This is a genomic window from Runella sp. R0.1_18 (assembly GCF_057652155.1).
Genome location: NZ_JBYFCK010000002.1, coordinates 427571 through 442432, shown reverse-complemented (window position 1 = coordinate 442432; position 14862 = coordinate 427571). Strand labels below are relative to the sequence as shown.

Sequence of the window (14862 nt, the reverse complement as noted above, 5' to 3'; positions counted from 1 at the left end):
CATGAAGATTTTATTTTTTACACCGACAGGAGCGCGGACGGGTTCAGAGATGGTTCTTTGGTACATGATTAAACACCTATCGGGGAGTGACATCAAAACCGCTGTTTACTCGCGACAAGCGGGGGAGTTGTTTGCCAAACACTCACCTGCCGACGCTACCTATCTCCATAAATTTCACCGTGGGCTGCCGTACTATTCTGTAGAGGCGGTATATCACAAAATCGTTGGACTGACCCCCGAGGAGAGTTATATCAAACGGATTCATAACGAGTTTAAGCCTGATTTGTGGTACTTTAACACCATGACCATGCCGCAGTTTGCCAAACTCGCGCGCAAGCTTAACGTGCCTTATGTAGTACACGTACACGAGTTGTGGGAAACGTACGACATGGTGCGCGCTGATTCGTTTTCGGAGATGCTTACCCATGCTAAAGCGTCGATTGGGTGCTCTAGCGTGGTGGCAGAACAGTTGGAACGAATGGGTACGCCCAACGTAAAATTGCTACACTCATTTATTGATACCGAAAAAATTACCCTCAAAAAAGACCCTGCCGTACTGAGAAAAGAACTTGGTTTGCCAAGCGATGCCTTTGTGTGGTTGATGTCAGGGACGATGTGTATGCGCAAGGGCTACGACATGATTCCTGATATTTTGGCGCAATTGCCCAAAAATGCCTACATCGTGTGGTTGGGAAGCAAGAGCGACTACGGCATTTCGTACTACCTCGAACAGCGCGTTCAGCGTGAAGGCTTAAATTTTTTGGCCTTAGGTTCAAAAGGAGGACAAGATTATTACGATTACCTCAATATCTGCGATGGGTTTGTGCTTACTTCCCGCGAAGATCCTTTTCCGTTGGTGATGATAGAGTCGGCATACCTGCAAAAACCCGTCGTTGGGTTTAACTCAGGTGGCATTAGTGAGTTTGTGCAAAAAGGAATGGGCGAAGTGGCTCCCGCTTTTGACATTCCGAAGTTAGCACAAATTATGCAGGACGTTATGAATGGTAAACTTTCGATTGACAAAGAAGCCCTGCGCAATCGAGCCATGGAGTTTGATATTCATAACCAGCTCGATTATTGGAAACAGTTTTTTGCGACACTTTAAAACCTTCCCGAAAGTTTTAAACTTTCGGGAAGGTATCAGGTCTAAACAATGAAAAAAATTCTCTTCATAAGCCACGACGCAAACCGAGCAGGGGGGCAGATTGTCTTGTTGCAGTTGCTACGACAATTGAAGCAACAGGGACTACCCATGCACTTATTGCTTTGTAGTGATGGCCCGTTGGAGGAGGAGTTTCGGGAAGTAGTACCCACTACGCGCTTGCCTCGATTGGGAGATATTCATTTTTCGCCCTTAGTAACCAAAATGTTACGCTTGGTTGGCTGGGAAGAACGCATTAAGCACCGAGTATTAGCCAAACGTTGGACGCAGTTTCGGGCCGAGATGGAAGCCCAAAGTTTCGGATTGATTTTTGCCAATACTATTGCAGCGGCCGCAGCTTATCGACACCTGAGTTTTTTATCTGTGCCTACCGTCTTATTTGCACACGAACTGGAAATGTCCATCAAAAAATATAGTCATCCCGACGACATGGCGCATTTGATGGCCAACACCAATCACCTGATTGTCGTGTCGAAAGCCGTTGCTAATTATTTCAAAGCTACCTATCAGTACCCCGACGCCCAAATTAGTACGTTTCAAATTATTGATACGCCGTTAATTCTTCAAAAAATAGAAGATAGTCGAAAAACAAATATTCGGAAAGTACTGGGGCTTCCCGCCGATGCGGTGCTAGTGGGAGGATGTGGCCATGCCGAATGGCGAAAAGGCAACGACATCTTTATGATGGTAGCCCAGCAAGTCATTCAACATTTTGGCAAACGACCCGTGTATTTTGTGTGGGTAGGGATGCGCGAAGACTCCGAATTGTACGAAGTACAGCGCTTTGACGCCGAACGCATGGGGTTGTCTGAGCGCATCATTCACGTTGGACTAACATCGGAAGTATTTCAGTATTTGAGCCAATTCGACGTATTTACGCTAACCTCCCGCGAAGACCCGTACCCTTTGGTGGTATTGGAAACAGCTTTGGCCGAACGTCCTATCGTATGTTTTGATAAAAGTGGCGGTGCTCCCGAATTGGTAGAAGAAGATGCAGGCTTTGTGGTGCCCTATTTAGATGTAGCAGCCATGAGTAAGGCGGTAATTACACTCATCGAAAACCCAGATTTACGCCGTCAGCAAGGGAAACGAGGTAAGGAAAAGGTATTGGAACGGCACGCAACCGATGCCAGCGTAGCCAAAGTAGTAGAAACCATTCGTCGCTTAAACCCCTAACATTTGTGGATTAGACGACGGAATAGTTGGCATTTACCCGTGTAGGTCAGATATTTGCACATTGATTAGCACGATAGCACCCAAACAATGACATTAGCTTTTACGCTGTGTTCGATTAACTACTTGGCTCAGGCACGTACCTTGGGCGATTCGTTAAAAAGAACCAACCCTCATATTCGTTTTATCATCGGATTGGTCGATCGCTTGGACGTAGCCCAAGTACCAGAAGATAAACTCCCAGATTTTGAGCTTTTAGAGTTGCATCGCATAGGTGTCGATGGCCTAGATCAGATGTGCGAGCATTATAACATCACCGAACTTAACACGGCTGTAAAGCCTTATTTTATCCGCTATTTTTTTGAAAAGGTGCCGCAGGTGCGAAATGTGATTTATTTCGACCCCGATATTATTGTCTATCAGCCTTTGATTCAGCTCGAAAATTTGCTCGAAGTCAATGATATTGTCGTAACGCCTCACCTTGCCACTCCCATTGACGACCAGCTGACTCCTAACGAACTTCACCACCTCAATACGGGCGTGTATAACCTTGGTTTTATTGCTTTACACAAAAGTATTGAAGCCGTGGAGTTTGTGAAATGGTGGGAAGAAAAGCTTTTCGATGAATGTAAAATTGATCTTTGCAACGGACTGTTTGTTGACCAAAATTGGGTCAATTTCGCTCCTGTTTTTTGGAACAATATCCACGTCGAAAAGCACCCAGGATGGAATGCCGCCTACTGGAATATGCACGAACGGCGTTTTTTCCAAAATGAAGGAGAGCATTGGGTGAATGATAACCAGCCCGTTGTGTTTTTTCACTACAGTGGTTATGACCCTGCCAAGCCGAGTGTCGTATCAAAATACCAAGACCGATTTGATTTTAAAAAACGTCCTGATTTGAACCCTTTGTTTGATTACTATCGGGAAGAATTGCTCCGAAATCACAATGCCTACTACCGACAGTTTCCTTGTTTTTATATCAAAAAAGAGCCTGTTTATAAATACCAGCGCGTTCGCCAGTTACTAATTAAACCGCTGGAAGCCGCTTTGCGATTGTTGAGCTAAGACTTTCCAGCCCGACCTTCCCGAAAGTTTTGAACTTTCGGGAAGGTTCTATAAAGACTTTCCAAGCTTAATTTACGCTAGAAGAAGAAATTTGGAAAGTCTCGAAGAAGGTTACAAAATAAAATACCTGTTGAATCAAAATTCTTCTGTTCGATTGAAAACGATTGTTTTTACTGTTTGTACTCCTGACCAATATCCTTTTGTGAAAGTATTGGCCGAAAGTCTTCCTGCTCATGTTTCTTTTAAAATTGGAACCGTCGCAGGAACGTTGGAAAAGGGAGTTTCATTCGCTGACTTGGGACGTAGCGAAGTAGTATCGATGCAACAACGCTACGATGCCACGGCACTTGCCGCAGCGAGCAAGCCTTTTTTTGCCGATTATTTTTTGCAAAAAGAGCAAGCAGATGCAATTGTTTACTTTGATCCAACCATGTGGTGGTTAGGGGATTGGGCAGAAGTAGAAGCCCAGCTTCAAAACTATGATGTGGTGTTGACACCGCGTTTGACGCGTACTTTTGGTCAGTCTTCGTACGGTGATGAAAAGCTGTTTTTGAATACAGGAATGTATGACGCAGGATTTTGGGCTATGAAATCGACAAGCAACACGCGAAGGTTGCTAAAATGGTGGCAAGAGCGCATGGCTGATCGTGCTTATTTTGATGTATGTAATGGCATGAATCACGACCAGCTTTGGCTTAACTACATCCCCATTTATTTTGATAAGGTTAAGTTAAACAAAAACCTAGGTTGGAATGTCGCTTTGCACAACCTGCACGAACGAATCGTCACTTCGACGCCCAATGGCTGGCGAGTTAACCAAGAAACGCCATTGGTATTTTTTAATTTTAGAGAAAGTCTTTCCAGTAACATTGTAAACCAGTATTCGGGAGCATTGGCGTTGCAAAAAGCGTATCTCCAGCGCGTTCAATCGCACGGAGGAGTGCCAGCGGTTCCTTTTTCGGTGCGGACACAACTTCGCCCAACGGTGCCTGGGTGGAAACAATCGCTCCGACAAAGTATTCAATCCATGATTGATTCGATTCGGTACTTTCCACTTTACCATAAAATCGACCAGTAACTCAAACTGTTAACCCTTTTTTTGTACTTTTGCGGGAAATCTCCGCAAAATGCGGTTCGTTTTTTATCGGTAATGCGTACTGCATGAAAATTTTATATGACCACCAGACTTTCACTGGCTCCCAGTATGGAGGTATTTCGCGGTATTTCTTTGAGTTAATGAACGCTTTTTGGGAACGAAAAGATGTTGATTTTGAGCTCTCTTTAAAGTTTTCTAACAACGAATACTTACGCAATGTGCCCTACGCTCATCCTTGGGGCTACGCACGTTTGGCAAATAATTTCAGGGCTAATCAAGCCTTTTCGCTGGTTAACCGTCTTTTTAGTTCTACCAAGCTAAACGCGGGCGATTTTGATATTTTTCACCCCACTTACTATCATTCTTATTTTTTGGATAAAATAGGGAAAAAACCGCTTGTTATTACGTTTCATGATGCGCTAAGTGAAAAGTACGGAAAGCAATTTCCAGTGCTTGGAGAAGGGCTTACCGAATTAAAACAACGCTTGCTTACGCGTGCAGATGTGGTTATTTCGGTTTCGGAAGCGACCAAGCGTAGTATTTTAGAGCATTTTAGCATCGACGAAGCCAAGGTCAAAGTCGTACCATTGGGGAATTATTTTGAACGGCCTACGGCCAATCATTCGCTGGTACTGACCTTGCCCGACCGCTTTGTACTTTTTGTAGGTAAACGCGATTTTTATAAAAACTTCGACCGCTTTTTTGAGTCGGTGGCGCCATTGTTAAAAAACGACAAAGATTTACACTTGATTTGTGCGGGGGGAGGAGGGTTCTCTCCCGAAGAAAAGCAAGTGATTGCGGAGCAAGGGTTGCAAAGTCGCGTGATTTACCAACCGATTATCGACGACATGACCCTGATTCAGCTGTACGAAGAAGCGCAGGTATTTGTGTTTCCTTCGTTGATGGAAGGGTTTGGGCTACCCATTTTGGAAGCCATGAGCTGTGGTTGCCCCGTAGCTGCTACCACAGGGACATCGTTTGATGAAATTGCGCAAGATGCAGCGGTCTATTTTGAAGCAGAAAACAAAGAGTCGATACGTGCAGCGGTAGAAAAGGTGGTCTATGATGAAACCCTCCAGCAAACCATGCGTCAGCGAGGCTATGAACGTGTTCCGTTGTTCAGGGCCGAAACCACCGCCGAGAAAACATTAGAAGTATATAAAGCATTGGTATAACGCATGATGACAATTCCCGAACGTACGCTTATTTACGACCGAGACATCAGCGGGCACCATTTGGATTATTTGCAGTTTTTGGTAGAATACCTCAAAAAAATGCCTGAAACTGTTCGTAGTCAATTTGTTTTTGTGCTCCACGAAGGAGCAAAAGCGCGATTTGGTAAAGACGAGAAGTACGTCCAGTTTCGTTATATTCCAGAGAAACAATTAGAGGCATTCATGGTGCTAACGAGCGTATTGCGCCGTGCTTCTGCCGAAATGAACTATCTGACGAGTTTGGTCAACGAATACAAAGCGAATCGCATTATTTTTATGCATATCGACGCCTTTCAGTACGAGGTTGGGCGTGGGGCAATTCGGCGATTAGGGATTAAGTTGTCAGGCTTGCTGTTTCTGCCTTTTCGCAAAGACTACGAAGATGGTTCGAGCCTCAAAGCAAAGGTTCGCCGTGACTTGCGTGGGTTACGAAAAGGATTGCAAATCAATTGGATGTTGCGTAATCCGAATTTGGAGAAAATATTTTTTCTAAATGATAAGCAAGGAGTAAAAGAATACAACCAACATTTTGGGCAACGTTTCGATTTTTTACCTGACCCCATCGAAGTGGGGCAAATGGCGGAGCAATCGGTCGAAATCCTTAAAAACGAGTACGGAGTGGAGGCTGCTCGCCGCGTGTTTTTAATTTATGGGCATTTATCTGCCCGAAAAAATGTACCGCACATTCTTGAAGGGCTGAAGCAAATTCCTACCGAAGAGCGTCAAAAAATGTGTTTTTTGATATGCGGTGAACCAGAAAAGGGGTATGAGAATACCTTGTTTACGGCCATTCATGAAGCCGAAATACACTACCCCGAAATTCAGTTTGTAAAGCATTTTCGGTTTTTTGATCCACACAGTACCAATGAAGTGTTTAAAATCGTGGATGTGGTCTTAGTACCTTACATCAATTTTTATAGTTCGAGTAATATTTTAGGGTTAGCAGCTAAGTACAGTAAGCCTTTGATTGCCTCCAATTTGGGGGTCATGGAAGGCTTGGTGACAAACTATAAACTGGGGGTAACAGTCCCTCCGCACCGTCCCGAAGCCATAGGGGAGGCGATGCATCGTTATTTACACCTAAATCAGATTGACATAGACGGTAAGCCCTATCTGCAAGACCATTCTGCGGAGGTTTTCTGTCAGAAGTTATTATTTTGATGAAAACAAATAGGAATGTTTTCCTTCTGGCAACGGCCTCGCTGGTGTTGCTGTGGGTTGTGTTGGAGCTGACGGGCCGCGTTGCCCTCGCCGTGGTGATGAAGTATCCTTTCTGGAAACCTGCTGATAAGTTCTATCCCGAACTGGTCAAGATTCAGAAAGAAAACATTTCGCAACAAGACGATACGTTCGACTTGTTGATTTTGGGTGGCTCGGCGGTGAGTTTAGAGTTCGGACTACCTATTAATAAAACACTGGATTCGTTGTTGAAACAGACAGCAAAAGGTCAAAAAGTTCGCATTTTCAATGCCGCGACTCCAGCACATACCTCGTTGGATAACCTCAATAAGTACCGAATGTTGGGTAAACAGCGGTTCGATTTGGTGATTTACTACGAGGCCATCAACGAAACCCGTGCGAATAATATTCCGAGCCAACTTTTTTCGGACGATTATCGGCACGTGATGTGGTATTACGACTTGGCGCTTATCAAACAACACCCCGAGGTCAATTGGACGGTGTTGCCGTTTATTACCCATAAAGGGTTTAACTTGCTGTTAGACAAGTTAAAAGGAAAGAAATTTTTAGAATTAAATACAGTTAATCCAGATTTGGTTCAATATGGCAAAGAAATAAAAACGGGCAAACCGTACCGCGCCAATATTGAACAAATTATACTGGAGGCACGCAAGAGAAACGAAAAGCTGGTGTTGATGACCTATGCTTTGTACGTGCCTCCAAGTGTGATTGGGAACGGTGGATACACCGACTACCGCGATTTTGCCAAGTGCCCTTACCCATCTCCCTTGTGGCTTTGGGGAGATCCTGTAAATGTCGATACGGGCGTCAAGGCGCACAATGCCATTTTGCGGAAGTTGGCAGCCCAGTATGGTACCTATTTTGTGGATATGGACCAGCTTTTACCCCGTCAAAAGGACTATTATTGTGATTTGTGCCATTTGACTGAAAAAGGAGGAAGTGAGTTTGCGACGTTGGTAGTTCAGTATTTGTCCAAAGAACAGTTGATTCCGATGGCGGTAAATCAATGAATTAAAAACCAAAATTTCACTTTGAAATACAAAGTGAATGATTTTACTTTGTAACACAAAGTAAAAAAGGACGATATAAGAACCATGCATCAACGACTAGCAACACTGGATACATTTAGGGGAGTGGCAGCACTGGCAGTGGTGCTTTTTCACCTGACATTGCACCAGTATGATGCTCCTTTTCATTTGAATTGGGGCGCAACGGGCGTCGATTTGTTTTTTATTATCAGTGGTTTTGTTATTTTTTTGACCCTCAACAAAACCCAAAGTGTACTTGACTTTGTGGTAGCTCGGTTTTCACGATTGTACCCTGTGTATTGGGCAGCAGTGACCCTTACAGCACTTTTTATGGCCATTGGGAGTTGGTTAGGGTACAGCCAAATCAGCTTGGGGGAGTACATTGCCAACATGACTATGTTTCAATATTACTTCGGTATCAGGGACTTAGACGGGTCATATTGGACATTGATTGTCGAAATGCTTTTTTACGGCGTGATGCTTTTGGGGCTTTGGCTCAATCAGCTAGAGCGATTGGAGTGGTATGGGCTGGGGCTGGTAATGGTTCAAATTATCCTCCACGGATGGGTACGGGTTGCAGCTCCTAGTGTTTATGAAGTCACATTGAAAGGGTTTCCGTTGATGAATCATTTTCAGCTTTTTTGGGCGGGTATCTTGTTTTACAAAATGTTCACCCAAGGATATGACAGATGGAGGTTAGTGGGAATAGCAATTGCCTACGGAGTTACGCTATATTTGTACGATAAAACGGGGCGTAGCAACCTATTTCTGAGTTTTTGGGAATATAGTGGTACTACCACGGTCTATTTTGTACTCTTTTTTTTGTTTGTGAGTCATAAGTTAGAGTGGATTAATAACCGCGTCACGCTTTACTTAGGAACAATTTCATACAGTCTGTACGTGATTCACCATTATTTTACGGTAGGGGTAATCACAGTATTAAAAGATAAATTTGGGTGGTCGTTTGTACAAGCGAGTACCATAGCTTTGGCCGCAGCGTTCGTGTTGGCTACGGCCATTACCTATTTTATTGAAAAGCCTTCGTTGCAGTACTTACGTTTGTGGTACAAAAACAGAAAGGCATCGTATCAAACACTTTAATAGTAGTTACTTGTGAATCAAAAGCTTAGTGTCATCATTCCAGCCTACAACGAAGAAAAAACGATTCAAACAGTATTGAAGGCTGTTGCATCTGTAGAGTTGATTGGAGGTTTTGAAAAAGAAATAATTGTGGTCAATGACTGTTCAAAAGACGGTACCGAAGCCCAGATTTTGGCGTTTAAGGCCAACAATCCACAGGTAGAATTGGCCTACTTCAAACACGAGGTAAACCAAGGAAAAGGCGCGGCGCTGCATACAGGAATTCGCCGAGCTACTGGAACGTATTTGGTGATTCAGGATGCGGACTTAGAGTATGACCCTCAGGAGTTCAATATTTTGCTTCAACCCATCGTGGATGGTCACGCTGATGTGGTCTTTGGGTCGCGTTTTATGGGGGGGAAAGCGCACCGAATTTTGTTTTTCTGGCATTCCATCGGCAACAAAATTCTGACATTTGGAAGCAATATGTTTAGCAACCTCAACCTGACCGATATGGAAACCTGCTACAAGCTGTTCCGTACCGACATGATTCAAGGGTTATCTTTAGAGGAAAAACGCTTTGGTTTTGAACCAGAAGTCACGGCCAAAATTTCGCGCATTCCGAATATCCGTATTTATGAAGTGGGAGTTTCTTATTACGGAAGAACGTATGCCGAAGGCAAAAAAATTAACTGGAAAGACGGCTTTAGGGCAATTTATTGTATTTTAAGATACGGCTTGTTTAAATAACAACAGCTATGTTAGACGATTTTAAATACTACCGTCAGGCACTAGGAGTAAACATGCTCTGGAACTCATACCCCATCGTATTTATCTTGCGCGATGGATTTGGGGTAGGGCCTAGTGGAAGTACCTTTACCATTTTATATTGGGGGCTGGGCTTATTGCTACTGATGCCTATCAATATCTTTCGTACTATTTACCTCCCAAACCGAATGTTGTTCGCATGTTGGTTTGGATTTATTGTATTGGGGTGGTTGTATTGGAAATACTATCCGAGTATGAATGGCGAGCCCGAAAGACTCCGCGAAACACTGACGTACATTATCCCGCTGCTTTTTCTGTTTGCCTCCATGTACTATCCCAATAATAAAGTCCATATCATTTTGATTGTCATGGTCTTTTATTCTTTGTTGGCTAGTACGGGGCTTCTGTATAGTCTCACCCGTGACCCGCACTGGACTTTTGGCGAACGGGCTGCGATTAAGTTTGCCGCAAACACCCAAAATAGTAACCCGCATGCCTACGCCAACAATGCCCTCTGTGGTATTCTGGCATCGTTTATCGTGGCTGCTCGGACAAAAAGTGTTCTGATTAAAATATTCTATTACCTCGTGGCCGTGTTTTCAGTAGGTGTATTGATTTTGGCACGTACCAATACCAGTTTGATTGCATTGGGTGTGATGTTAGTTATTTATTTGACTTTCCACGGAAAAAGCGTCGTTAAGTCGATATTTCAAGTTCGGACGTTAGCCTTAGTGGCAGCTGTGTACGGAATTGTCGTCTTTTTATTATCACAATTTGCCTTTGCCTCCTATGCCCTTGAAGTGTATTTACAAGCCTTTATTTCTCGTTTTGGGAAGGTGATTTATACCGTCACTGGGGTAGAGGTAGATCAGGCATCAGCAGAAATTGATTATTCTTCAGTAAACCGTGTGTATAGTTTTAGGTACGTTTTTGAAGAATTTTTAGGTGAAGGCTCTCTCGGACTCATTCTTTTTGGGGAAGGTTATAAGTCTCAATTTTTTGACGTCCCAGCACTCGAGGCCCTTGTAAATCAGGGTGTTTTAGGGTTTATTCTCTTCAATAGCTTTTTCTTTGTAATGGGAATTATTGCGGTACAGCAATTCTTTAAACCTGCCAACGACCTTTCGTTGTTCATGGCTTATTTTTCCATTATCGTCCTGATTGCGTTATTTTCGGGGGCGCGCCCAATCGACTTGAGTATGTGGTTGGTCTATGTTTTTTACATCCGATTCTTCGGAATTTATTCAAGCGATTCATCCACCAAACCCCTTCAACCCCAACCTGCCTAAGGTAGAATTTTGTTTTTCATGGTTCTTTTCAACAAAATATTGGCCAGTCGATGGTTGCTTGGGGTACTACTGATTGCATTTACGATAAGTGGTTTTTGGGTTGCATTGGTATTGGGAGAAGACCCAGGGTTTGGTTTATCGGTATGGAACGATATGGCCAATGGTGGACCATTGAATCAATTGGCCATTCCGTCGCCGACTGACATTGCACAGCATAAAGAGTTGTTTCTAACGTGGTGGAGTCCAGGGCAATATGCTGTTCCTGGTGTAATGAGTCAATTGTTGGGCATTTCTACGGGTACGGCCAGTATTTGGGTAACGCTTTTGTTTTCGGTGATTGGATTGGTCGGCTGGTATTTTGTCTATCGGGAGTTGGGTTTCGACGAACTTGTCATTGGGCTCTGCTTGTTTTTGATAGCAACTTCTCGCTTGTTTACCATCAATTTTCTGAATTACACGGGCGGTGAATTGCTGCTATTTGGAAGTCAATCTTGGACCATTTGGTATTATCTTAAGTATCGCTCCGCTCCGTTGAAGCTTTTTGTGGGGCTGTTGTTGCTTTCGTTGGTTAGCTTTTTCTTAAAGTCGGCCTATACCATTGGCTTTGCCGCGCTGGGCGGGTGCGCAGGACTTGCTTTTTTGGCAGACCTTGCCAAAACCCGAAAATTATTTACCCCGAGTTTGGTGACTGCACTGGTCGTAGGGCTATGCATCGTTTGCTATTTAGGAATTACGCAGTTTGGGTTTGTCGCTTTAGGAACAAGCCCGATTACGAGTACAAGCCAACCGTTTAAAATGGTTTGGGCTTCTTTTGAAACGCTTACCTATCCGCTGACCCACTGGTTTAGTATTGCCGAAATCTACCCTCAATTACTTCAACGCACGAGTTTTCCGCTTTGGGGGCATGGTTTGTATTATCTACTGCTATTGGTAGGTTTTGTGGCAATGATTCGAGTTACCTTGGAGACGCGCTATGTGGCGGCTAGAGCGGTATTTGCGGGGTTTTATGTCGTGTATTGCGGCGTTTTTTTATTGTTATACAACAAAGGCGCCGATATATCTATCGAATATCGCCATACCAAAGTCGTGGCGTATCTATTTTTGCCTTTGCTGGTGGTGGCGCTCCAACAACCGATTGCTACTTCATACCGAGCTGGCGTTTTATGGTTATTATTGATTCTGAATACGGGCTACGGCCTCAGTACGTTTGTGTTGAAGAAAATAGAAATTACGCATGAATCGGCGACTGGAACGTCAGGATTTGCTCTACGCCATGCTTCGAACGAAGACCTTGCCTTTATTCATTCGGTCGATAAACCAGAGAATATCCTGTATTTTACGTCGGGTTCTATGAATGTCGATGCGATTCATGCCCGCAAACTGGTAGGAAGCATTGATTACAAATTTGCGAAGGGGTGTGGCTTTATTTTTGACAAATACGAAGGCAAAGCGGGTAATATCTATGCGTTTGTTCATGAAGCGTACGAACAGCTTCCCAGCAACCCGTCGCTCAAAGCTCAGTTTCCTGGTTATACATTCCGTTTGGTGAAACAAACGAAACGATTTAAGATTTACGAAGGGCTATAAAAGGCTCGTTTAAATACACTACAATGAAGAAAAATTGGCGCAAGTATGGATTAATTTTGGTGGCTTTGTTGGGGCTGTCTGAGTTGATTTTGCGCTTTGGTTTTGGCTTTTGCAATGCACCACTTTACATCGAAGATCCTGATTTTGAGTACGTTTTTGCCCCAAATCAGTACCGATTTCGTTTCCGAAACGTGGTAAAAACAAACGAGTTTTCGATGCGGAGTGAGCCAATAAATCCTACTGACACAACGGTCGTTTTGCTGATTGGCGACTCTGTTATCAATGGCGGAAATCCTACAAGCCACGATGATTTGGCTTCAACACTATTAGAAAAACAGTTTACAGAACACTACCATCAGCCCGTTCGGGTGCTGAACGTTTCGGCGGGCTCGTGGGGGCCTGACAACGCTTTTGCGTTTTTGAAAAAGAAAGGTTTCTTTGGGGCTGATGTTATCGGTTTGGTGACAAGTAGCCACGACGCTTACGACAATATGAGCCATCATAAGTTGGTGGGTGAAAATCCGAATTACCCCGACAAACAATACAAAGTGGCCTTGTACGAGTTTTGGCACCGCTACATTTACACGTTGTTTATTTATCATTACGTCGAAGCTCCGTTAAAAGAGTGGTTAGCGCCTGCTACCCAACACGCGCCCAACGACGTGATTCATAAATTTGGAACGACCTTTAATACGGGTTACCAACAATTGGCTGATACGACCAAAGCCATGGGGATTCCATTTTTCATGTACTTGCACCCTGAGCTACCCGAAATTGCCCAAAATCGTTACGATAGTCAAGGAGAGGAAATTTTGGCTTTTGCCCGCAAAAATCACATTCCTGTGATTGATGAACTTAAATTGCATCCGCCCAAAGACCTTTTCCGTAATCCTGATTTTGACAGTATTCACTATAATGCTAAGGGACAAGCGTTTATGGCGAAACATTTGTACCCTGTTTTGAAACAATACCTCGACGCTTATTTTGCCCAACATGCGCGTTCTCATCGTCCATAACCAACTTTGGGCACACTACAAGTCCAAGTTATTCAGTGAATTACACCGTTTTGCTCCCCAGTATGGGCTTGAAATTAAGGTGGTGCAAATTGCACTTTCTGAAAAAAGTCGGGCCAATATGGGCGAGGCAGAGGCTTTTCGGTACGATTACGACTACGAAGTACTTTTTAAAACATCCCTCGACCAAGTGAGCCTTTGGGCTCGAACCAAAGCCCTACTGGCAAAAGTTCATGCTTATCGTCCTGATGTGCTGAACCTCACAGGTTGGTATGATCCTGCGCAGTGGGTGTTGCTTTTTTATGCCAAACTGCGGGGTATTAAAGTGGTGATTTCCAATGAATCGAATGTTCGCGACCACGTTCGGATGGGACTCAAAGAGCGATTTAAGCAGTTTTTGTTGAGTCAAGCCGATGTCTTTTTCTGTTTTGGGAAATCTTCAGCCGCGTACTTGGAAAAATTGGGCGTAAAATCTGCTCAAATAGTGACGCAAAGAGCTGCTATTGTGGACAATGACGTCATTTTAGAACATTATCACCGAGCTTTTGCCCAACGAGAAAGCCGTAAAAGCGCTCGAAATTGGGCATCCTATAACTTCATTTTTGTGGGTCGATTGATTCCGCCCAAAAACCTACCACTGCTGCTGCAAGCTTTTGCCGAAGTACAGAAAAACGCGCCTGACTGGGGACTGGTTCTGTTGGGAGAAGGGGAACAAAAAGTTGAACTACAAACGATGGCCGCGACAATTTCCAACGTTCGATTTGAGGCGGGCGTACCTTGGTACGAAGTAGCCGAATACCTAGCCTTGGCCGATGTGCTGGTGCTGCCAAGCGAGTCGGAGCCTTGGGGGCTGGTCGTCAATGAAGCCATGATATGCGGCCTGCCTGTATTGGTGTCGGAGCCTTCGGGTTGTGTGGACGATTTGGTTCAAGTGGGCGAAAATGGTTGGGTATTTAACCCACATCTGTTGTCTGATTTTGTGAATAAGTTACGCCTTTTTGTGGATAATGTTGACAATTTGACTCAAATGGGAGAAAAATCAAGGCAAATAGTAGCTGATTTTGAACCCCAAAAAGTTGCCCATGAAATGCTTCGAGGAATAAAAAACTTGGGACACTAGACCTTCCAAGTTTGATTAGCTATGAAGTAAAAACTTGGAAGGTCTGAATTGGCAATTGGGTGAG

The 14862-nt window shown here is 44.0% G+C and carries 13 protein-coding genes; all 13 read left to right on the top strand.

Features of this window, described 5'->3' with window-relative positions:
- Position 1: 1 nt before the first annotated feature.
- The 13 genes from AC23P2_RS04610 to AC23P2_RS04550 all read left to right on the top strand — a co-directional run bounded on the left by AC23P2_RS04610 (position 2) and on the right by AC23P2_RS04550 (position 14798).
- Positions 2–1105, top strand: a complete 1104-nt coding sequence (locus AC23P2_RS04610) for a glycosyltransferase (RefSeq protein WP_487772111.1) — start codon at positions 2–4, stop codon at positions 1103–1105.
- A gap of 48 nt (positions 1106–1153) precedes the next feature.
- The gene (locus AC23P2_RS04605; protein ID WP_487772110.1) at positions 1154–2338 is read left to right on the top strand and encodes a glycosyltransferase family 4 protein; all 1185 of its coding nucleotides are present in this window, start codon (positions 1154–1156) and stop codon (positions 2336–2338) included.
- 87 nt (positions 2339–2425) lie between these two features.
- The gene (locus tag AC23P2_RS04600) at positions 2426–3403 is read left to right on the top strand and encodes a glycosyltransferase family protein (RefSeq protein ID WP_487772109.1); all 978 of its coding nucleotides are present in this window, start codon (positions 2426–2428) and stop codon (positions 3401–3403) included.
- Between the two features lie 154 nt (positions 3404–3557).
- A complete protein-coding gene (locus AC23P2_RS04595) occupies positions 3558–4481 on the top strand; it encodes a hypothetical protein (RefSeq protein WP_487772108.1) in 924 nt (307 codons plus the stop codon).
- A gap of 83 nt (positions 4482–4564) precedes the next feature.
- Complete coding sequence (locus AC23P2_RS04590) at positions 4565–5674, top strand: glycosyltransferase family 4 protein (protein WP_487772107.1); 1110 nt, start codon at positions 4565–4567, stop codon at positions 5672–5674.
- A gap of 3 nt (positions 5675–5677) precedes the next feature.
- Positions 5678–6874, top strand: coding sequence for a glycosyltransferase (locus AC23P2_RS04585; RefSeq protein WP_487772106.1), 1197 nt, complete (start codon positions 5678–5680; stop codon positions 6872–6874).
- A complete protein-coding gene (locus tag AC23P2_RS04580; RefSeq protein ID WP_487772105.1) occupies positions 6874–7923 on the top strand; it encodes an SGNH/GDSL hydrolase family protein in 1050 nt (349 codons plus the stop codon). Before AC23P2_RS04585 ends, AC23P2_RS04580 begins: the two co-directional genes overlap by 1 nt.
- Positions 7924–8007: 84 nt before the next feature.
- The gene (locus AC23P2_RS04575; RefSeq protein WP_487772104.1) at positions 8008–9042 is read left to right on the top strand and encodes an acyltransferase family protein; all 1035 of its coding nucleotides are present in this window, start codon (positions 8008–8010) and stop codon (positions 9040–9042) included.
- 12 nt (positions 9043–9054) lie between these two features.
- Entirely contained in the window at positions 9055–9771 is a 717-nt protein-coding gene (locus AC23P2_RS04570) for a glycosyltransferase family 2 protein (RefSeq protein WP_028523106.1), read from the top strand.
- Positions 9772–9779: 8 nt separating this feature from the next.
- Positions 9780–11078: a hypothetical protein gene (locus AC23P2_RS04565; protein ID WP_487772103.1), complete on the top strand. Its 1299-nt coding sequence runs from the start codon at positions 9780–9782 to the stop codon at positions 11076–11078.
- Between the two features lie 18 nt (positions 11079–11096).
- Positions 11097–12665, top strand: coding sequence for a hypothetical protein (locus AC23P2_RS04560; RefSeq protein WP_487772102.1), 1569 nt, complete (start codon positions 11097–11099; stop codon positions 12663–12665).
- Positions 12666–12688: 23 nt separating this feature from the next.
- Positions 12689–13681: an SGNH/GDSL hydrolase family protein gene (locus AC23P2_RS04555; RefSeq protein ID WP_487772101.1), complete on the top strand. Its 993-nt coding sequence runs from the start codon at positions 12689–12691 to the stop codon at positions 13679–13681.
- The gene (locus tag AC23P2_RS04550; protein WP_487772100.1) at positions 13659–14798 is read left to right on the top strand and encodes a glycosyltransferase family 4 protein; all 1140 of its coding nucleotides are present in this window, start codon (positions 13659–13661) and stop codon (positions 14796–14798) included. The genes AC23P2_RS04555 and AC23P2_RS04550 overlap by 23 nt, the downstream gene beginning before the upstream one ends.
- Positions 14799–14862: the final 64 nt, after the last annotated feature.

Excerpts from the sequence above, each read along its gene's own strand:
- AC23P2_RS04610 (WP_487772111.1), top strand. The coding sequence starts at position 2 with ATGAAGATTTTATTTTTTACACCGACAGGAGCGCGGACGGGTTCAGAG.
- AC23P2_RS04605 (WP_487772110.1), top strand. The coding sequence starts at position 1,154 with ATGAAAAAAATTCTCTTCATAAGCCACGACGCAAACCGAGCAGGGGGG.
- AC23P2_RS04600 (WP_487772109.1), top strand. The coding sequence starts at position 2,426 with ATGACATTAGCTTTTACGCTGTGTTCGATTAACTACTTGGCTCAGGCA.
- AC23P2_RS04590 (WP_487772107.1), top strand. The coding sequence starts at position 4,565 with ATGAAAATTTTATATGACCACCAGACTTTCACTGGCTCCCAGTATGGA.
- AC23P2_RS04585 (WP_487772106.1), top strand. The coding sequence starts at position 5,678 with ATGATGACAATTCCCGAACGTACGCTTATTTACGACCGAGACATCAGC.
- AC23P2_RS04580 (WP_487772105.1), top strand. The coding sequence starts at position 6,874 with ATGAAAACAAATAGGAATGTTTTCCTTCTGGCAACGGCCTCGCTGGTG.
- AC23P2_RS04575 (WP_487772104.1), top strand. The coding sequence starts at position 8,008 with ATGCATCAACGACTAGCAACACTGGATACATTTAGGGGAGTGGCAGCA.
- AC23P2_RS04565 (WP_487772103.1), top strand. The coding sequence starts at position 9,780 with ATGTTAGACGATTTTAAATACTACCGTCAGGCACTAGGAGTAAACATG.
- AC23P2_RS04560 (WP_487772102.1), top strand. The coding sequence starts at position 11,097 with ATGGTTCTTTTCAACAAAATATTGGCCAGTCGATGGTTGCTTGGGGTA.
- AC23P2_RS04555 (WP_487772101.1), top strand. The coding sequence starts at position 12,689 with ATGAAGAAAAATTGGCGCAAGTATGGATTAATTTTGGTGGCTTTGTTG.
- AC23P2_RS04550 (WP_487772100.1), top strand. The coding sequence starts at position 13,659 with ATGCGCGTTCTCATCGTCCATAACCAACTTTGGGCACACTACAAGTCC.